This is a genomic window from Legionella sp. JM-2024 (assembly GCF_055389095.1).
This window is the reverse complement of sequence record NZ_AP039388.1, coordinates 2,828,841-2,849,102: the sequence shown is the minus strand read 5'-3', so window position 1 is coordinate 2,849,102 and position 20,262 is coordinate 2,828,841. Positions and strand designations below refer to the sequence as shown.

Sequence of the window (20,262 nt, the reverse complement as noted above, 5' to 3'; positions counted from 1 at the left end):
TAGTGACATAATAATGCAATGCGAAAAAATTAATTAATGATGTGCAGAAACAACTTAAAGTGAAGCAGAGACATAACTCTCAACGCCCTCTTTAATATCGATCAGTTCTTGTGATAAACCCTGGCGCTGCCCGGACTTGAGTGTATCAGGACCTGCAAAAAAGGTTAATCCAATCCCTGAAGCAGCAGCTACAGTAGAAGCAACCCCAAAAGCAACCTGAGTTTGGAGTAAACTTAACCCCAAGGCCATACTACAAGCACTTAATACAGAACCTGAACCCAGTGTAGCCACAAAACCAGCGACACTTGCTCCAATAAGTATTACTCCTAAAGCAATCAATAAACCACCCAAAACTTGTTTGCCTATAGAAGCATTTCCCGAAGCATGTTCAGCAATATCTCCTAAACGCTTTGCAGTGTGCATATCGGCAGGATTCGCTAAAGCTTCACCTAAGATACGAACTGTTCTACCATAGAAATGATAATCAATGGGTTCGTCTTTTTGTTTTTTCATGGCCACTTCTGAGTCAATTAAATTGGCCGCATGTACGATATGTCTTTGTAAGCTATTTGGTTGTAAAATGTTAATTTGCTTAAGTGAACTCAATCCATTATTAAAAATTTGTTCTTCTATACTTGGTAATTGAGCCGTTTGAATCTCAAAATATTGTGGATACGTTTGTTTGGATGTCTTAAACAAGACTTCTGCACTAAATCCTGTTCTCCATTGATCAGGCAAGTCCCCATGCTGAAGAACATGAGTACTGTCAATAAGCTCTGCTAAAATTTTTTCAAATGTTCTGTCTTGGTTTTCCAGTTTCACCCTGGAATGCATATCCCATATAAAGCCGCATAAACGTAAATAATTAGCTTTGTGTGTTGGGTGCAATACTTCAGGATTATATCCCCCGTTATAACGAGTTAACTCATTTAATCCGTAACGTGCAGCAATCAAGCTAATACGCACTTGTGGGGAAAGACCTGTAAGATGAGTATCCTCATAATCAGTAAATGTTTTTTGCAGCTTATGAGCTAAGGCATTCACTAATTCTAATGGATTTTCATCTAAAACGCGTAAAAATGATTCAGCAGCAGGTATATGTTGTTTTAAAAAGGACTCTCGAAAACGAAATTGATTCAGTTCGGCGCTAGCTTCATTAATTACTCGTTCATAGGGTTGCATTTGATTTTGGAGTGAAATACGTTCTGCCTGTAAACGCCCTAATTCAATTTGTAATTGACTTCGGTTCCATTCTCTTGCGAAATCATTTATATAATGCAGTACTCCATCTCTATGATGATGGTGGTGGTGGCCATGATAGTGATGATGGTCATGCATATGATGGATCATATCTTGCGTGGCGCTGATATTTGCATTACTCAGCTGACTTTGCGTGATTGAAATGAGTCTGTCTGTACTCTCCAATTGACGCTGGAGGGGACTAAGATGTCGCTTCTGATCTTTAATTAAGAGCACTTTTTCCGATATTTGTAACTGAACTTGGGATAATTCTTGTTGCCAGGATAGAAGATTGGCTTGATTGTAAACTACAGGATTAGGTGAGGGCATAACGATTCTCCAAGTGGATTACATTAGAAGCGCCGAACATTATACACGTTGCAAATAATTAATTCAATAATTGTATTTTATGAGCAAAAGAAGATACTTGGGAGAGTTATGGGACGACACCGCCATAATTTGAGATAAAATCAACTTAAAATTGATACCGCTGGCAAGCAGCGGTACGTCGAATTAAGTCATTTGAAATTCAAATCACTATAACTATGAGCTTTTATAGGATTGCTATTTTTAAATTTCTATCTGTCTTCCTATTTCAAATACTGATTCCGGTGGAAGATGAAAATAGTTACTCATTGGAAGAGCATTGCGATGCATAAAAGCGAAGAACGCTTTTATGTATTTTAACAGAGCATTACTATCATTTCGGATAATTATAGTTTCGTGACCGATATAATATGTAATATCTTTCAGGTTGATGTCATAGCCTTGAGTCTGTAATTTTTTGAACAACTTGGGAATATTGGGATGCTCCATAAAGCCATAATTGGCTACAGCATGCCAAATGCCTGGTGCTACTTCCACAACTTGTAATTGATCACTATGTTTACACCATGGAGTTGACAAGTTATTGATTTTTAAAATAATAATCTTATCTTGCAATACATGATTTTTCTTTACATACCAAACCAGGATTGGCGGAATATCCTGTTCTCTGGATGTAAGAAAAACAGCAGTTTTAGCTACACGTACTACCCCATCTTTTTGAATACTCTCCAGGAAGGAATCGACAGTCATATTTTTTTCTTTTTGTTTGATAGCGATGGCTTGATGGCCTTTATGCCAAATAAACATAATGGAATAGATTATGACTGCCAATGTAATTGGTATATATCCACCATTGGTAAATTTAGTGAGATTGGCCACAAAAAAGGATGCATCCACAACCATGAATAATCCGGCAACAAGCCCTGATTTGATAATATTCCATTTCCATATTTTATGTAGAGCAATAAACAAAAGAACAGTCGTGCAGAGCATAGTGGCTGAAACAGCAATGCCATAGGCAGCAGCTAATTTTTCAGAACTACCAAATCCAATAGTAAGTCCAAGTGTAATCAACATTAAAAGCCAGTTAACAGTTCCAATATAAATCTGTCCATAACCTTCCGAGGAAGTTTGTGTTACTCGTAGCCTGGGTAACCAACCCAATTGCATTGCTTGTCTCGTCATAGAAAATGCTCCGGTAATAATTGATTGGCTGGCAATAATTGTTGCGACAGTGGAAAGAATTATTAACGGTAATAACAAATTACCTGGGCACAGCATATAAAAAATATTATGTTCTGTGGAAGCGCCTTCCAAAACCAAAGCAGCCTGTCCCAGATAATTGAAAATAAGGCTTGGAAAAACCAAGCCAAACCAGGCACAGCGAATTGGAGCAGTGCCGAAATGCCCCAGGTCGGCATATAAAGCTTCTGCACCAGTGACACAAAGAAAGACCCCACATAGAATAAAGAATCCTGTTGCACCATTTGAAAATAAAAAATTTAGACCATAGATTGGGTTAATCGCCACTACTATAGAAGGGTGTTGTATAATTCCTCTTGCCCCTAATACACCAATGGTTAAAAACCAAAATGCCATCACAGGACCAAATGCATTCCCAATTGTGGTCGTACCTTTGGGTTGTATGGCAAAAAGAATAATTAGAATTATTATTGCAGTAGGTAAAACATAATGCTCAAGTGATGGGGAGAGGATCTCTAATCCTTCTATAGCAGATAGCACGGATATGGCTGGTGTAATTGTACCATCTCCATAGATAAGAGCAGCTCCCATAAGTCCAACTGCAATAATGAAGGGTCTTTCTTTTAGCTTTAAATTTAAAAGGGACATCAAAGCGAGAATACCCCCTTCTCCATCGTTGTCAATCCGTAATGCGAAGGAAATGTATTTAACAGAAGCAATTATTATCAAAGTCCATATAATCAATGATACTGAACCTATAATGGTATTTACGTCTGGTGTTCCTCCCCCAGCTAGCAATATCACTGTTTTAAAAGTATAAAGAGGGCTTGTTCCTATATCTCCGTAAACTATGCCTAAGGCTGATAGACTCAATGCTCGCAATGTAGGATTTGAGTCTTTATGATTTTCAATTTTATTTGTTGAGGGCATTTGGCGGACTCTTTATCTTAGCTTGGATGGTTGACAATTATTTAGGTTTGTAATCTTGTTATTTTCATTTGATTTTGAGATTTGTCATTGAGCGTTAGCCTTGCTAATAAAGTTGAATTGAACAAACTAAATTCATATAAATCATAGATAAAAAGACAAATTTCATAGTCATAAATAAATTCGAAGCTGTCAAGTCTTTCTTTAAGAGTTGGTGTAAAAGGTGTAATTATAACGGTGCTTGAGTCCAAACTTTTGGCTAACTTGTCAGGGACTCAACCACAGTTTCAGTTCAATTGATATTAAGGGAAGGAGGATTGCTTTCTTCATTTTTTAAATCATGTAGATTTTCCACTCGTTCGTCATGTTTTTCTTGAACGACATGGTTTCTGGGTTCCCAAAGTACCCAATTCCCAATTTTTAATCTAGTTGGAATTTGTCTGACTAATGAATTGGCATTAAAGACCCTTTCAGGGCCTTTAATGAAATCTTTACCCAGGGTGATACCGCCAAATTTAATTTTGGCATTTTCTATTATGGGCTTTGGCATAGGCCTTAAGTCAGACCCCTTTATTTGATAGACAATCGCTTTTTCAATTTTATCACTTGCAAAACCAAATACTCGAGGAACATAATGCGTCGATGAAAAAAAAGGGAAGCCTGTATTTAAATCTTTATAGGCTGCATGGGAGCCTTTAGCCAGAAAGATAACTGGATGCTTGTTCTCATATTTTAACTGGTCCCCTCGGAACCATTGGCCTTCGATTTCGCCGTGTGCGCCGTAATAAGCCTTGTAAATAGAATCTTCATACCCATTTTCATTATTAGATTTGCGAATATATAAATGAATGTGTTCAAGATCTCCTCGATGATCTCCAGCATTAAAGGCAAAATCAGGATCGTTATCGCGGTATAGAAAAACATAAGTTAAACGATAAAACTCTTCATCGACACCTTCGCTGTTTTTTAATGTAACGTCAGAAACCAGGGCGTGTACCGGAAGTGATTTTATGTTTTTCTTTTCATCAAAGTCCCCTTGCATTTCAGCAGCATCCTGATTGGGCATCAAAATAAGTTGACCGTTTGCAAAGGTTGCACGATTTTCTTCATTAGATTTTAACCAGTCTTCAATTATCTCCTGGGGGGAAGACGTATCGAGTTTTGATATATATTCTTTGGGTAATGTTTCTTGTTTTCCATCGGCACTGATGAGTAACTCACTATTATTTTTAATTGTTTCCCAAGCAATTGGGATAGATGTTTCATCACGATGAAACGCACAATAAGGCGCAAATTGCTCTAATAATTTAACATAATCCATGTTATTCCCCATTTAATAATGTCAATTCATCCCAATTTACTAATTATGAAAAGGAGTTATTTACTCTACTCGAGAATCAGTCGCATTTTTGTCAATGCCAACAACTATTTTAAATATAAAATTTGAATAATAACAAGCATATGGGTTTTGTGGAGAACCCTGAAAGTGCCTAATCCGGGTTAGCTTGACCCCGAGTATTTTTATTTAAAAGAGTCGTGTCGTACATTCCAGATTTTGATCAAGAGAGATCTCTATTTTTATTGGCAATGTGACTTGCTCAGCAAAAGGGTATTGTTGCAAAAGGTCAACTTTTACGAGCTGGAGAGAATTGGTCAGAGCACCATCGATGGCTTTATTATTATTTCCATATTCAAATCCTGCCATAGTGCCTGAACGGGGCATTACCATTGAAAATTTAGAATCTTTAAGGTCATTTCTAAAAAATATCTCTTCATGATTAAAATCTCCTAAAGCAATGACGGGAATATTTGTATCCAAGATCTTAACTTTCTCTAAAATGGATGATAATTCACTTACCCTACCCCCTGGATGATGAATAGAGCCAACAATAAAAGAATTTTGATTATTTAATGAGTGAAATTTAGCCAGGATACAAGGTTTTGTATATTGTTGTGTGGCTGAGTTAAAGGATAAACCAAAATATTCATAATCCTCTAAGAGATACTTATTCTGATCGTAAATGATCACGCAATTATCTTTGCTGTTATTTTCAACGGCATAGGAAATCATCGAAAATTTTTTGTCTAATTGATTTTTTTCAGACCAGTATTGCAATAAGTTCAGCATATCTTTGGGGTTAGTGCATTCTTGAAAACACAATATCTCGTGTGATACTAAGTTAGTAAGTAAACGTTTATTTTCTCTAATTTTATTTAATCTATTTTCCCATCGCACAAAACCATAATGAATAGAATAAGATAGTTCAATAATATGAATGAGTGAGTTTTTGAAATCATCATGTTGTGTATGCTTTGTATCGGTAAGCAATGCAACTAATTCCTCCGCATCCTTTATATTATTAATGGCTTTTTCTATTTTACTTAATGCTTGTTTGATATTATTTTCCCCAGAAATACTGTTTAGATGGTTTTGAAGTTTTTGAGTTCTTTGTCTCTGCGCTTCAACAAACTTGTTCAATAATTCGGATGTTATTTGTATTTGGTAAATATTTTCTTTATCTTTAAAACTATTTTCCAGAATGAAAAGTCCTAATTTTTCTAGAACTGAACCCCAACTGATTTTTTTTCCATCCGTACGCAGCGGGTGTTCAATAAAATGCTTTTTTCGACCAACATCCAAAAAGAAATTTGATGTATGTTCATCGGAAAGTAAATTCCAGCTTGCTAGAGAAGTCCCATCAAAATTTACAGTTATAGGAACATGGTCTGATGGGGCAAGTTTCATAATGCCCTGTATCGCGGGACTTATGCCTTTTCGGAAAGCAGATTGTTCTAATTTTTCTTTTAAAACAGCTTTGTTCTTAAGGAAATACAAACGTCTATCTTTACGACTATCCATATTAAAAATCCATTTTTATTGATTTATGCGAGTCTATTAATCATTGTCAAATAATACAGCAGAATGGGTCAAGTTTTTTGATAACAGTGTTTAATACGAATAACTGATTAAAATCCAATTAGAACCCAAAATAGATAATTATTTGTCTATTTGCTATTATTGAAATCATACATGATCAATTAAAGAAGGTTAACCCTATGGAGTCCAAGGGCTTTTTATATGAGAAAATTGTAGAGGATGAACTCGTCACCCTTCTGGATGTTGATGAAACGTTAATAGATACAGAAGCCAAGTATATTAATCTGGCATTAATTGAAGTTCTTCAGGAAGCCGATATTAAAAACCTGTATTTATTTACCAGTATGTACAGCTGGCAAGTCATCAGTGATCTTGGTCCAGATCATCCACAATATACCCGTCAGAAATTAATATCTGAACTTGAAAACACATACGGCTTTAAAGTCCAAAAAACTATAACTCCTTCTGACGTATTCCTTAAACGTGCAGGAGCCTATTATGAAGAATGCTGGAAGCCGGTTTTTACACGATGGCAAAAAACGCTGCAAGAAGGAGTCGATGTTTTTCATAGCAGTAATAAAAAAATTCTGGAACAAATGGACTCTGAAGTAAAGGGAATTGATGAGGAAGTGAATGAACAAGAATCCTCACTTCATACAATTTATAACAAACTTATGAATGAAGGAAGTAAAAAAGAAGCGAAACAGTTCATGGAACAACATAGAAAAGATAAAGGCTCCATGTTCCGACTCGTAAAAAAGGATATTCCAGCAAAATCATATCTATATTTTGATGATAAGGTTCGTGAAATTCAAAGTGTCGAAGAAGAAAACAATCAAAATCCTGTAGCGCTAACCACTGTTGAAGTGAGAACCAAAGGTCTTGAGAGTTCAGGAGATCTCCCAAAACCTCAAGAGAGTCAATCTGAATACGCTGTGCGAAAAGAAGAAATTAAACAACGATATCGTGCTAAATTAATTGAGCATTTTAAAAAAATGCCCGAACATGAAAAAACTTTAAAAAAACTGCAAAAAAATTATGAGGAATATGAAAAATTATCTCAACTGGTGAATGATATTAGAGGAATACAGTCTTGTTATGAAAAACTTGAAGGAAAATCATTAAAGCATGGACATTCTGAAGACATTCAACAATTACTGAAACAGGTTGATCAAATCCAACAGGATTTTTTATTGTCTACTGAAGCAAAATCGAGACGAATATCTGAACTTTTAATTGGTGAATATTTAACCACAAGAAAAAAATATGAAAACAAATCCGGTTTTTTAGGCAAAAAAAAACCTTTGTTAGAGCGTTTAAATACAGAACAAAAAGACCATCATTATGCGCGTATAATTGGATTAATCATCAATAGCGAAGCCATATCTGAAAAAATTATAAATAAGCATCTTAATATTAGATTAGAAGTTAGCAAAATTATTATACCTGATAAAGAACCCTATACTTGTTTTTCTTTTGCAAGCAGCAGAAAAGAACTAACCCCGGAAAAAAATTATTAAATACTATTTTAATTAGATTTTTTAGATACTGCGTATGCGGAATTTCTACTCACTTTTACCTAAGCCACTGGTTTGTTCTAATCTATATCTCCAGGTAAATACCACATAGTCTTGTTGTGACAATTATTTACACATCAATTATAATTAGTATACGAATCTAATTTAAGATAAAAATATTATGGCGATTACTCTTCAAGATATTGTTGATCCGAAAGCTTATGAGAATAACAGTTCGGGCAATGCCGATCTTACTGACCATTATTTTGATGTAAAACAGAAAGAATTTAAAATTTTTCGGTTCAATCACCATATTTATGCTGTTCGTTATGATTTGCAAAGTGAGCAACCCATCCATTTTATAGCCTTGTGGACCAGTAATAAAAAAACCGGTGAAAAACAATTGGATAGTAAACAATCAGAATCCAAATTACCCCTATTGGGTAAGGGTAATGAGGGATCAGTGTTTCTCGCTTCGCCCGAAAAGGTGATTAAAATGCTCACTATAGGGCACTTTAACAGGAAGATAAAAAATAAAGAAGGCGCAACTAGCACTACTGCAAATACAAAAATATTAAAGCAACTATTTCTTCTGGATGAATACCATATTGACAAGTATTTCGTGATGGGTTTATGGAGAAATCCAGCGAATAAGAATCATACCTATCAACAGAAATTTAACCTGGTGATGCCTCTGGTAAAACAAGTAGATTATGGCTATGAAGATCCAGTTCAAATGGAGAAATATAATAATGATCTTGAAGAATTTATTATGGCTTTAAAAATAATTAATGATCTTGATTATTGTCACCCGGATTATGGAACGCTTGAGTTGGGTTCTTATTATAACGAGATTTATACTCAGGAAGGAATTAAGCTGATCGATTTAGATACAGGATTGCGTGATTTAAAGGAGGCTAATCAGGATTCAAGAGTTGCTGGAAAGGATCAATGGTTATACGTATACAATTATAAAACGCATAATCCAAAGGATAAAGCATGGATAGAAGCGATACAAAATTGGTATAGTGATAATGTCGGGAAATCCTTGTCCGAAAACCTTGAGGCGCTGAAAGAATTGCAAGCCAATGGAAAAATACATCTACCTAAAAAATTAGTAGAGGAATTTCAACTGCAATCAACTAATCCAAATAATCCTGAAGTGTCTTCAGAGGTTACACTGACCGAAGTGTCAGATAGCAAAAAAGAGAGCGACCTGGTATTGTTTAAATAACTGCGTCATCTCTTATAACAAGTTGCTAACCTCTTGTTTCAACATATGATGGAAACAGTCGAGCTAACTTAATTAAAAAAACCTAATCGCTCACAACGTTCATTTAACAATTGGAGATATTTATCTTGCATTTGTTGAGACAAATAGCTGAAACCAATCAGTTGGCGCCATCCAGGTATTACTTGCTGGAATTCTTGCATGATTCCATCAATAACTTTCTGGTTTAATACGAGTTGTTCAACTGCGAAATATGTAAAAAAATCACGTTTCGTTAAAGTATTTTTTTTGCCTCTTAAAGGCAAAGCCATTTCTTCTTTGGTATTTTTTAAAACGATGGTCGAGTTAAGTAAATCATATGCAGGTGATAGAGAAATTTTTTTATCCTTTGTAATTAGGGAAAAATTTTTTAAATGCATATCTTCATTGCCGATTAGGAAGTTAAATAGTGTCAACTTGAATAATTTAACGAATTCAATTTTGGGGAATGTACAAAATTTTTCTATAACAGCGATCACTTTTTCCATAGAGCTCTGATATTTTCTATGGCGATCCTCACCAGATAACTGGGCAAAATCTTCTACTGCTAATTTTTTATTATGCCCTATTCGGTCAAATCGTTTAATGAAGTACGTCATGCTGTTGTCTTTAGAATACACTAAACCATGGACTGGTACTTCAAGGCCATATGAATTCATATATTTAAATTACCTAAAAAAATCAAAAATTACTGCCATGACAGTAATTTTATAATTTAATTCAGAGATTATTGATAAATGTTCCTGTGATATTGATGGTTGTATTCATTAGGGACGACACTAATTATAATTCTTATAAACAAAATTAGAGATCCAGAATGAGGTCAAGCCACTGTTTAGATAGCACAGCTGTTGTGAAGTTATGAAGTATTATTAAGGTGAGGTGTTTATGAAAAATTTTGAAATAAAACCCATTGAGGAAAGTCAACTGGAAGAATTTAATTCTTTAGTAGGTGTTGTTGCCAGAGAGAAAAAATACCTGGCTTTTTTGGATGCTCCACCAATGGAAATGACAAGAGAATTTGTTCAAGAAATTATAGAAGGAGATTGGCCATTGTTTGTTGCAGTGGCCAATAGCCGTTTGATAGGGTGGTGCGACATATCGTCTTTTCACCGAGATGCACTGGCTCATGGAGGATCATTAGGTATAGGGGTCCTATCTGATTGGCGCGGAAAAGGCGTGGGGCAAAGTTTAATGAAAGCTGCATTACAGAAAGCCAGGAAAATGGGGTTAACTCGAGTTCAATTGAATGTGAGGGAGAATAATCATCCGGCAATTTCTTTATATGAAAAACTGGGGTTTAAAATAGAAGGCCTGCATATTAATGCTATTAGGATTGATGGGATTTATGAAAATGAATACACCATGGCTCTTTTATTAGAATGAAAAGTCCGTCTAATTCTACAGATGCTCTATGGGATGTACGAAAATCTACAGCATCTCTTATGGCTTTTATACTAATATCGCCATTAGCGGGCTTACTATTCGGTATGTTTATTGCGTATCTCAATGACATACCAAACATTATTTTTACTCCCAATTTAGTTGCTATTGCATTAGGCATACCTTTGGCAATGCTGATAGGAGCCAGGATACAAGAGATTTCATCTCATTTATTACTAATGAATCGATCTTTGTCCTATTATAACCACTGATTGTCCGTCATTCACCTGTAATATAAAAGACAATAATGCATAATTATTGATCCATATGGTTTTAAACAAGTCTAGGTGATTTGATATGACAAGAAATGTATCCATGCCAATTATTCCTGTGCCAGAACAAGCTCAAAGAGATGCTTTGCCTGAAAAAAGTTCTATTCCTTCGGTGCTTCGTAATGGAGTAACTGGATGGCCTTTATTACAAATTTCTTTATTTGAAAATGCAATAACCCAAAATTTTGAAGTATTAGAAGAGTATTTTGTGCAATCGGTAGCAGGAGGAAAATGTCATGACATTAATTATCCTGTATTTTTTCTTGCCTGTTTGCTGGATAAAATTCCAGGAAAAAAATACGCCGAGACATTTGGGCGAGGTCGTAGGCTCGGCACCATCATGGACGCAACCTGTATCTCTAGTTTTTTTGGTGGATATATATTTTCCCATCAGAAATATGGCATTGATATTAAATTTGAAAAAACTGGATACGGATACAAACATGAGCTGCAAATAGCAGATTACTCCCGCTCAGAAATGGAAAATTTATTATACAGTATAGAGGAAATTGGCCGAGAAGTCACAAAGCCCTCCTCGACCATACTCGATCAGGGATGGAGTACTGAAAGTGCGTTGTACTCAAGCAATGAAATTATTGACAATCTAGCAGAGGGAAAAGCAATTTTTTATGAAGGTCAGATTTTTATTGATTTATTAACCGTTTTTTCTAAATGGGAAAAAGACCACCCGGAAAACAAAACAGTTATCGATTCGATTAAAGAGGTGTTTACAGGGATATTTAAAGTCAATGAATTTCTCGCTCTCCAAACGAATCATCCCGAATTAAAACCGATGGAAACCATCCCGGAAATACTCCTCTTATCAACTAGAAGAAGTGGACTTCCCCCCTCTTTTTTTACTTCCGCTCGTGAAGAAGATATGGATATAGATAATCCAAGAGCGACATGCCGTTAAATTGTTTTTAATACAGATAAAATTTTGGTCAGACCCCTATCACCAATTAAGACTACAGGTCTCAAATGCACAAAACTCTATTAATCAGTGATACCCACAGAAATTTGGATATCATCAATCAAATGGTAACTCAAACTAATACTGATATGGTGTTCATGCCGGAGACTTTGGGTTTTATGATGAGCAAAGCATTTATCGACTAAGCCCAAGAGATATTATCTTGCTGAAGACTTCTGGAACCTTTGAAATAATTTGTCAGCACGTTGCAAAATGATGCTGGTAAATGGGCTAGACGTTATGTTTTTTTGAATTTTGCTAATTAGATTCAAGACTTCTTTACATACTAGGGCACCAGATAAAAGAGCATCCTCTGCCATTTGTATAAAGTGACGTGGAAATAGATCATCAAAATCATATTTACTTCCAACTTTCATCGCCATTTTACTAGCAAGATTAGGATAATATACGGTTGAAATCATATCGTAGAAAGGTGCTAAACGAGTTTTTGATCCATGATAGAGCAAAGAGAAGTTTTTGCTATGTGCATCATTGTTGCCAATAATCACATTAAACAGAATCCCTTGTAATAATTCTTTTATGTCAAAGACAGGGAGACTTGATATCTCTCTTATCAAACTAAAGCACTCACTAATTTGGGGGCCACCTTCTCGCTGATATTTCATCTCAGGGTTAATGCCCATTGCCTGACAAAAATCTTCTTGATGAAGGCGTTGGATTCCTTGCTCTGTCTCAACCCGATCATAACGTTTAACTAACAGATAAGGAATATCATCAGCATAATGGATTGATGCGTCCACAGCATTTAATCCAATTTTTTGTGCCAGATTAAGGCAGAAGCACTCATTTTCAATTAAGGAAGGAAAGTCGCGATTGATTGGTTTTAAAATGTGAGTACTGGGTGCACCGTTCATTGGTATTGCGAGATTTCCTTCAATAAGAGCAACAGGGAGTTTATCCTGAGCTCCTGCAAGGGATAAACGGATTCCATCTTCACCAACTATCATTGGTCTTTGATGCATGGTTTGCAGGATTTCTAATATGTCCTGTTGTTTGATAATTTTATAGTCTGGTTTTAACTGAGCTATGGATATATTTTGAGGTAATATCATCACAGATCCGGCACACTCACCACCAATAGCAGCTAATAAGGCAAAATCATTTTTTTCACTAATACCCAATTGACGAGCAATAGCAGTGCGCATATGAGCTTCAGGCAAAAGTCCACTAAAAAAGGGACGGCATTGCTTCGTTGAGTAGGGGGCTTTTTGAACAGGAAGGGAGTGTGACAGGGGGAGATTTTTTTTGTTTTCCGAGTAGTCGTCATCATACACAAAAGACATATCGCCATGTGTGTCAATACTTAATTGCCCTGCTAGTATTTGGTTAAGATAGACATCCAGTTTATGATTTTTCATTTTCGAAATCAGTATGAGATAAGTTGAGTTGAATCCCAAGTACTTGTAGTACTTGCAGTGTTTTTCCAATTTGGCAAGTAGGCTTTCCATTTTCCAAATCAATAATAAAACGCAATCCTGTGCCAGCAGTTAAAGCCAAATCTCTTTGGGTAACGTCAAGTTCTTTACGAATTTTGCGAATATAACGTCCTATATTTTCTGGAGATTGAATCATAATTTTTATTTATGTGTTCCCGTACGGTAATTTTATACCTTATTTGAAGAAAATTCCATAAAATATTCCCGTTCGGTAATAAATTGATGTTTTTTGCATATTAAACAGAAATATTACCGAGCGGGAACATCGAGTTATGCCCTAAAGCGGCTGCTTAAACACTAAAATGGATAATGGCGTAACAGCAGGAATATAAGTCATGAAAGATGTTGAACGCTTGAGGAAACTCAAGCAACAAGTAACTAATTTTATACTTGAGTATATGATGGAGACGGCTGAGTTATGAAACTCAAAGTGTAATTATATATCAAATGATATTAACTTAAACATGATATCATTTGATATTAACATGGTGTGATATTTTGGTAATGATTTAATTATTAAGGTATTCATTATCATAGTAACGAAGCTTATCATCCAGAACTTTTTGTTCACTATCCAAGTTCGCGAATTGCGAACTTAGATAGTATAAGGGGGATATTTTCCGGTATCAATCAAAGAGTTCCAATGTTACGCTGCGCTAAGACGGGCTTGCTGTTCTTCCCTCTAAAGTAGGGCCACAATTGGGCTTAAGAATACAATCTTCACTCAACCTCGTATCAAAAAATCTTAGCCCAGCTTCCCTGATTTTAGAATTACCAGGTTTGGGAGATTTTTCTGATGTTGGTAATAGAGTATTATTTTGAAGTGCATCTGGAGTATGGTTTTGGCTCATTTTTTCTATCAAGGGCTTCTCCATCTGTGAAGGATCTTGAGTCGATTTTTTGCTATGAAAAACGGTAGGCCAAGTAAAAGCTATTGAGACGAATACTAAAATGACTGGAGACAATATTGCCATGGTAATGGTTAATGCAAGTTTTGCCCCTATTGCTTCTCCCAGCGTTTCACCAACATGAATTCCGCTTCGGATTCCACCGGCAACAGAATAGGCAAGAGAATCACCTATCAAAGCACATAATTTGAGCATATTGATGGCTCCATACTTTATCTTTTGTGCTTTTGTTTGGTGTTCTTCCGGTGGTTGATATATTGATTCAAATTTTTCTTTTAGATCGACATACGTTTTCGGGTTAAAGACTTTATATACTTGTGAAAAAGTATTAACAACCATGGTTGTCGAAGTACATATCATAGCAATAACATGTGCTAGAAGGGTATCAGGAGTCGCACCTAAAGCATTAAAAAGCTTATTAACCCCGGATACAGTAGTAAACCAGGTTAACGTCGCATAAACAGCTAAAAAAACCGTACTTACGATTCCTAATAAGACACATCGCAAAAGACCATAGGGTTTTTTATAATCTTCAATAAAAAGATTTTTAAATTTTGTATAATTTTCACGTATGCCTACGGCTTGAAACGAATAAAAAGAGATAGCTGCAACCAAAGATAACCCAATCGTAACTGCCAAAACCAGAGGGTTAGAGGCGAGCAGACCTGCCCCCAAAAAAGTGAGAAGTCCTACGAGACCAGCATACCCGGAAATACCCGCAGAAATACATGCCAACAATGTCACGATACCAAAAAATAATTTCTCACCTCTATCGAATATCGTTTTTTGTTTTATATTTTCTTCAAGGGTCTGAAATGTTTTTTGTTTTTTAGGATGAAAGCCAGCACTATCAAGCATGGCTTGCCCCCGACTTAATAAACAAACTATTCCGTTACATAAGGAAAGTACTATCGCTAAGCCGAGGCTAACGCCAAAGGGAGCTCCGAAAGTACTTAATAATCCAAGGCAAAATACCATACAAAGCGCCATGGAGGTAACGACTTTGCCAATGACTAATGGCACTCCTTTTATCAGCCTGTTTCTATTTTGAATGGGGGTTCTTGCAAATTCTTGGCCATTGCTAGAGTAGGTAGCAATTTGTAAGACCTCTTGCTTGGATAATCTTTTTCCACCCGAAAGTATCTCTCCCCACTTAAAGGTAAGGAAACTCCAAAAATAGTGGGAAAGCGGACGTTTTAGAAGATCTGTTATTCGAAGATCCCCATTTAGAATGGCTTGTTGGACTTTTTGCGATTCTTCTTCAGTAAATTGATATTGGTTGAAAGAAGCAATAATCCAATCTTTTTGAGTACGAAATTTTCTTCTTAAAACCATTATGATTTCAGGACGTTTATGAATAGCAAAATCAATTTGATCTTGTTCTAATAAACCAACTATTTCTTTCATTCCGATGAATCCTTTTTTAATACAAACTGTGTAGCTTATTTATAATTTCACAAGAATTCCATTTAAATTTTTAATTAATTATCAATAGGTATGATACCGCTATTATTTCATTAGAAAGATTTGACATACTTTGCGAGTTACATTCTAATCTTATTTTTTTATCATGGTGTGGATAATCATGACATTTTTGAGTTTTTTAAAACCTGCTCCTTATCTTGATGAAATTCAGGATAAAACCATTGTTAAACAGCAATATCGTTATTGGCGAATTCGCACTTTTTATGCAATGTATATAGGATATGCTTTGTTTTATTTTACGCGGAAAAGTTTTACCTTCGCGATGCCTGCATTACAAAGCACCTTGGGGATGACTAAAACTGAACTGGGAATGATTGCCAGCATTTTGAGCTTAAGTTATGGCATCAGCAAATTTTTGAGTGGAATTCTTGGCGATAAATCTAATCCTCGTTATTTAATGGCGATTGGGCTAATTTTGACAGGTGTTTTTAATATTTTGTTTGGATTGTCTTCCACCTGGTGGTTATTTGCTATTTTTTGGGGATTGAATGGTTGGTTTCAAGGGTGGGGATGGCCAGGATGTACTAAATTATTAACACATTGGTATTCCCAATCCGAACGTGGTCGTTGGTGGAGTCTTTGGAATACATCACATAACGTTGGTGGCGCATTAATTCCATTGATTGTTGCTGTGTGCGCGCAGTATTTCGGCTGGCGTTCAGCCATGTTTGTGCCTGGGATCATCTGCATTTTAGGAGGTGTTTTTTTAATCAATCGTTTAAGAGATACTCCACAATCGCTTGGTTTACCTGCGATAGAGCAATATCATGAAGATTTTTCCGGTTCAGCAAATCACCACCAAGAAAAAACACAGTTCTCAGTCAAAGAAATTCTTTGGAATTATGTGTTATGTAACCAATATATTTGGATACTGTCCATTTCTTATTTGTTTATTTACATTGTCCGAACGGCTATTAATGATTGGAGCATGCTGTACTTAACGGAAGTGAAGGATTACTCCTTAATCACAGCAGGTAGTTGTGTCATATGGTTTGAGGTTGGTGGTTTTTTTGGAAATCTGGTTGCCGGCTGGTCTTCTGATAAAATATTTCAAGGTAAACGCAACCCAATCAATGTTCTCTTTACTGCAGGTGTTTTTGCCACTTTGTTGCTATTTATGTTGACCAAGGCATATACACCATTCCTCGATTCTTTGTTTCTTTTTTTCTTTGGTTTTTTTATCTTTGGGCCACAAATGATGATTGGTATGGCGTGTGCGGAATTAGCACATAAAAAAGCAGCGGCGACTGCAACTGGCTTTGCCGGTTTTTTTGCTTATTGTTTAGGTGCTGTTCTGGCTGGCGCTCCTTTGGGTGCAATTATCAAAAATTACGGCTGGGATAATTTCTTCCTCACATTGTTTATTTGCTGCCTGATTCCATTATTTTTGATGCTGCCACTCTGGCATGTGAAAGTCAATCCAAAGTATCGTCAATCAGAATTTTCAGGCAAATCTGAGTTTGCTTAGTGATTGACTTCCCTGGGTGATCCAGTACAAATAAAGGGTTGTGCAATTAATGAAGTCGCCAGAATGTGGCGATTTAGCAAGCGTAGGTCGGGTCTTGGCCCGACATTTGTTATTGCTATTCACCCCAATTACTAGATTCAAATGGGTAACTCCAAGTCCAATCTTCAGATATTACTTCCTTTAGAATATAGCTATGGATGCTAGAATATTTCCAGTTAGAGGGTTATTGACATAACCATGTTTCACTGGATTGAAATGTATATAATTGACATGATGCTCGTAATCTTTTTCATCGCGATTATACCAGCGAATTCAAGAGGTGTCGGGCCAAGCCCCGACCTACGCTTGCTGGTAAAGTTAGTTAATAATTACTGTAATTTCAAATAAGGGAGGTGCACCCTTTTTATGCTTTGATTCGAGATCGCTCTCATCCTGCCCGCTGGCCTCGCTGTTCATGTGGGAAACAAAAAATCGATGGATGTTTTCATAATGTGTAGCCGACATGCTTTTTTCCAATTGATTCCCAAAATATGCGCACGAAGGGACGCCTATCAAAACGGGCGTAAAACTCATGGCCAGCATTGTGAGTGGGTTTGGAAAGAAAATTAAGAATGACGCCAGCCCCACAAACAGCCCCAAAGTAACGATAACTGAAACGGCTATCCCTATCTGGTAATAGAGTTGGGCTTTGGTCCGGTCACCTTTTGCCTTGTCTGCCAGTCTGGCAATTTCCTTCAGGTTGGCCTGTTGATTCTCCATGTCTTTCGCAGTAACAGCAGAGGGGGTGCTGATTATTTTGTGCGCCAGGGACAGGGTTTCTTTCAGTAACTTCAATTGTTCGTCTGCCAGGGGCTCGCCTGATAGCTTCTGATAAGAGGCTGTGAGGGTTCGAGCGGCCAGCGAATAGGGGGGATCACGTAACGATTTAATGTCATGATCAAGGACTTCAAGGAGATGATTAATTTCGGACGATAATTCTGGATTATTGGACATCTTTCACTTCCAAAAAAGCTAATTATATATAGGGCTGTCAAAATGAGCCAGAATAACTCAACAATTAAGATAAGAGCACAGAATCTAAATAAATTTGTTAATTGACGCCTATAGCCATATAATGCACTTCGAGTTTCATTTAATTATAAAGGAATAGATAGAATAACGCTATTAACAAAAAAACAAAGAGGTTTTGGATAAAGCAAGAGAAGAATACAAAAAAGGACTTCTGGAGTGGCCAAAAAATCATGCAAACTTTGATAATGTCATGTCATGTCATGTCATATTTATATCAATTGGAAAAAGTAAGCAAGCGTAGCCCGGATGAAGTGGAACGAAATCCGGGATGTTCGAAGCCCAATATCCTGGATTACGACTGCGCCTGAATCCGGACTATGCTAGCTATTCACTGTCAACATATAAAGTCGAACATCGAGTTATAGGTAATCGATATGCAAGACTGTTAAAGTTTTCTTAAGGTAGACTTTATATAATGAAGATTGTTTATATTTATTTCAGACCAGCCAAATGAGCACAGAAACCAAGAGGAACCTACAGAAGAATAATGCAGCCTTTGTCTACTTGCGCAGCATGGGGCTCGCCACAAACTCGCTGTCGAGCATTCTGTATTACATGACACGCATCATTGTACTTACGGAAAGCGCGGGCTTTGCCCTGGGCATCCTGGGAGTGCTTTTTTCAGTCATTGGCTTTGTGAGCAGTACCATTGCAAGAATATTTGATCCAACGGCCTCAAAGTTCAGTCGCGTGATGTCGGCTGGTATTCTCATTGCAGCTGCAGCAGGGGCTATACCACTGATCTATCTGGGAACGTTATTCCCTGCGATGTGGGTATATCTTGGTATCGGCATGATGGGGTATGGCGTACTCGATGCGGCCTACTACCTTTATTCGGACGTGCGTAAGGAAAATACACTCATAAATCAGTATAAAGATAACCCTGAACAATATGTGGAAAGCATTAAAGAAAAGCGACAAGCCAAGTACGAAAAGCTCCTCAACACACCGATCGACGATAAGCAAGCACGTGTGCTGCTGGTTTTTAAGCTTTACCAACTTGACAAGAAATTAGCTTTTGCTAAACAAGAGGGAGCAAGTAGACTTTACCACATCGCATGCGATAGCAAGCGCATCCGCAGTCTGGGGAGTTTTATTGACCTTGGCACTTCTCTTACCAGCCTCATTGTTGGTGCGGGAGGTCTATTTTTGGGAATCGCTGCCTGGCCAATTGGTCCCATATTGATTGGTATATCCTTGGCTGCATTTGCCATAAGCCTATCAAAGTCGGCGATACAGTTTTATAGAAAAGTTAATAAAAACAACGCGCTTTTAAAAGAAGCTCTCTCAGATGATAGATACATATCACTTATTGATGCGAATCTGGATAACCATTATGACATCCAAGAGACGGACACTGTGGAAAAAACACAAGAGAAGGTTTGTGTGCATGAGCTTTCACAAGAGTCTTCGCTCTCGAAAGACCACGAACATAAAGAACATTATACAAAACTCTTTCAACCTGTGAATGAAACCACTCTCAGGCCAAACAACGAAGAGACACAGGAACTATCCTGTAAGTCGCTAAATCATATTCAAGCAGGAATAGGCAGCTGAAATAAACAGGCTCTACCCCAAATGTAGGTATTAAGTAGGTTGATGATATTTGGTTAGTTAGCTTTATGAGATATGATCTCGGTTATTTTGATGAAAAGACATGTAAATTGGAGCCTTTACCCAATCCTTTTGGGGCTAAAGTGTTACCTATGTCTCCTATAATTTGTAACTAATGTCTCCGGAATAGACCCTACAAATGTCGTACAATGTATAACAGTGTCGTACTCAAGTACGCAAATCTCACACAGAATCTTTTAATTATTAAAG

Annotated in this window: 16 protein-coding genes and 1 pseudogene; 7 read left to right on the top strand and 10 right to left on the bottom strand. The window is 36.7% G+C overall.

Annotation, left to right across the window (positions count from 1 at the left end; translation table 11 throughout):
* Window positions 1–54 precede the first annotated feature (54 nt).
* The 4 genes from ACZ5EK_RS12450 to ACZ5EK_RS12435 all read right to left on the bottom strand — a co-directional run bounded on the left by ACZ5EK_RS12450 (window position 55) and on the right by ACZ5EK_RS12435 (window position 6,556).
* Window positions 55–1,569 (bottom strand): hypothetical protein, encoded by a 1,515-nt coding sequence (locus tag ACZ5EK_RS12450; RefSeq protein ID WP_464429952.1) that lies wholly within the window; start codon window positions 1,567–1,569, stop codon window positions 55–57.
* Window positions 1,570–1,809: 240 nt separating this feature from the next.
* The gene (locus ACZ5EK_RS12445) at window positions 1,810–3,699 is read right to left on the bottom strand and encodes a potassium transporter Kup (RefSeq protein WP_464429951.1); all 1,890 of its coding nucleotides are present in this window, start codon (window positions 3,697–3,699) and stop codon (window positions 1,810–1,812) included.
* 289 nt (window positions 3,700–3,988) lie between these two features.
* Window positions 3,989–5,017 (bottom strand): hypothetical protein, encoded by a 1,029-nt coding sequence (locus tag ACZ5EK_RS12440; protein ID WP_464429950.1) that lies wholly within the window; start codon window positions 5,015–5,017, stop codon window positions 3,989–3,991.
* A gap of 204 nt (window positions 5,018–5,221) precedes the next feature.
* Window positions 5,222–6,556, bottom strand: a complete 1,335-nt coding sequence (locus ACZ5EK_RS12435; RefSeq protein ID WP_464429949.1) for an exonuclease/endonuclease/phosphatase family protein — start codon at window positions 6,554–6,556, stop codon at window positions 5,222–5,224.
* Between the two features lie 197 nt (window positions 6,557–6,753).
* On the opposite strand from ACZ5EK_RS12435, the gene ACZ5EK_RS12430 reads away from it, so the two are divergent.
* Entirely contained in the window at window positions 6,754–8,094 is a 1,341-nt protein-coding gene (locus tag ACZ5EK_RS12430; RefSeq protein WP_464429947.1) for a hypothetical protein, read from the top strand.
* A gap of 178 nt (window positions 8,095–8,272) precedes the next feature.
* Window positions 8,273–9,325 carry a hypothetical protein gene (locus tag ACZ5EK_RS12425; RefSeq protein ID WP_464429946.1) on the top strand — a complete coding sequence of 351 codons (1,053 nt, stop codon included), beginning with the start codon at window positions 8,273–8,275 and terminating at the stop codon, window positions 9,323–9,325.
* Window positions 9,326–9,393: 68 nt separating this feature from the next.
* Here the strand turns inward: ACZ5EK_RS12425 and ACZ5EK_RS12420 are convergent, their stop codons facing one another.
* On the bottom strand, window positions 9,394–10,020 hold the full coding sequence (locus ACZ5EK_RS12420) for a HipA domain-containing protein (protein ID WP_464429945.1): 627 nt from the start codon (window positions 10,018–10,020) through the stop codon (window positions 9,394–9,396).
* Between the two features lie 229 nt (window positions 10,021–10,249).
* Between ACZ5EK_RS12420 and ACZ5EK_RS12415 the strand changes: the two genes are divergently transcribed.
* From ACZ5EK_RS12415 to ACZ5EK_RS12405, 3 genes are all read left to right on the top strand, one after another.
* Window positions 10,250–10,747, top strand: coding sequence for an N-acetyltransferase family protein (locus ACZ5EK_RS12415; RefSeq protein ID WP_464429944.1), 498 nt, complete (start codon window positions 10,250–10,252; stop codon window positions 10,745–10,747).
* A gap of 59 nt (window positions 10,748–10,806) precedes the next feature.
* A complete protein-coding gene (locus ACZ5EK_RS12410; RefSeq protein ID WP_464429943.1) occupies window positions 10,807–11,016 on the top strand; it encodes a hypothetical protein in 210 nt (69 codons plus the stop codon).
* Between the two features lie 85 nt (window positions 11,017–11,101).
* The gene (locus ACZ5EK_RS12405) at window positions 11,102–11,992 is read left to right on the top strand and encodes a hypothetical protein (protein ID WP_464429942.1); all 891 of its coding nucleotides are present in this window, start codon (window positions 11,102–11,104) and stop codon (window positions 11,990–11,992) included.
* Between the two features lie 215 nt (window positions 11,993–12,207).
* On the opposite strand, the gene ACZ5EK_RS12400 is transcribed toward ACZ5EK_RS12405, so the two are convergent.
* The 3 genes from ACZ5EK_RS12400 to ACZ5EK_RS12390 all read right to left on the bottom strand — a co-directional run bounded on the left by ACZ5EK_RS12400 (window position 12,208) and on the right by ACZ5EK_RS12390 (window position 15,821).
* The gene (locus tag ACZ5EK_RS12400) at window positions 12,208–13,428 is read right to left on the bottom strand and encodes a HipA domain-containing protein (protein ID WP_464429940.1); all 1,221 of its coding nucleotides are present in this window, start codon (window positions 13,426–13,428) and stop codon (window positions 12,208–12,210) included.
* A complete protein-coding gene (locus ACZ5EK_RS12395; RefSeq protein ID WP_464429939.1) occupies window positions 13,415–13,642 on the bottom strand; it encodes a helix-turn-helix transcriptional regulator in 228 nt (75 codons plus the stop codon). The genes ACZ5EK_RS12400 and ACZ5EK_RS12395 overlap by 14 nt, the downstream gene beginning before the upstream one ends.
* A gap of 520 nt (window positions 13,643–14,162) precedes the next feature.
* Window positions 14,163–15,821 (bottom strand): hypothetical protein, encoded by a 1,659-nt coding sequence (locus tag ACZ5EK_RS12390; protein WP_464429937.1) that lies wholly within the window; start codon window positions 15,819–15,821, stop codon window positions 14,163–14,165.
* 178 nt (window positions 15,822–15,999) lie between these two features.
* On the opposite strand from ACZ5EK_RS12390, the gene pgtP reads away from it, so the two are divergent.
* The gene (gene pgtP, locus ACZ5EK_RS12385) at window positions 16,000–17,367 is read left to right on the top strand and encodes a phosphoglycerate transporter protein PgtP (protein ID WP_464429936.1); all 1,368 of its coding nucleotides are present in this window, start codon (window positions 16,000–16,002) and stop codon (window positions 17,365–17,367) included.
* A gap of 115 nt (window positions 17,368–17,482) precedes the next feature.
* Here the strand turns inward: pgtP and ACZ5EK_RS12380 are convergent.
* Together ACZ5EK_RS12380 and ACZ5EK_RS12375 are read right to left on the bottom strand one after the other, a co-directional pair.
* Window positions 17,483–17,664 (bottom strand): annotated as a pseudogene (locus tag ACZ5EK_RS12380) (REP-associated tyrosine transposase); the annotation flags it as partial.
* Between the two features lie 60 nt (window positions 17,665–17,724).
* Window positions 17,725–18,360: a hypothetical protein gene (locus ACZ5EK_RS12375; protein ID WP_464429935.1), complete on the bottom strand. Its 636-nt coding sequence runs from the start codon at window positions 18,358–18,360 to the stop codon at window positions 17,725–17,727.
* A 528-nt stretch (window positions 18,361–18,888) separates the two neighbouring features.
* Between ACZ5EK_RS12375 and ceg2 the strand changes: the two genes are divergently transcribed.
* Window positions 18,889–19,995: a lpg0059 family Dot/Icm T4SS effector gene (gene ceg2 / locus ACZ5EK_RS12370; RefSeq protein WP_464429934.1), complete on the top strand. Its 1,107-nt coding sequence runs from the start codon at window positions 18,889–18,891 to the stop codon at window positions 19,993–19,995.
* Window positions 19,996–20,262: the final 267 nt, after the last annotated feature.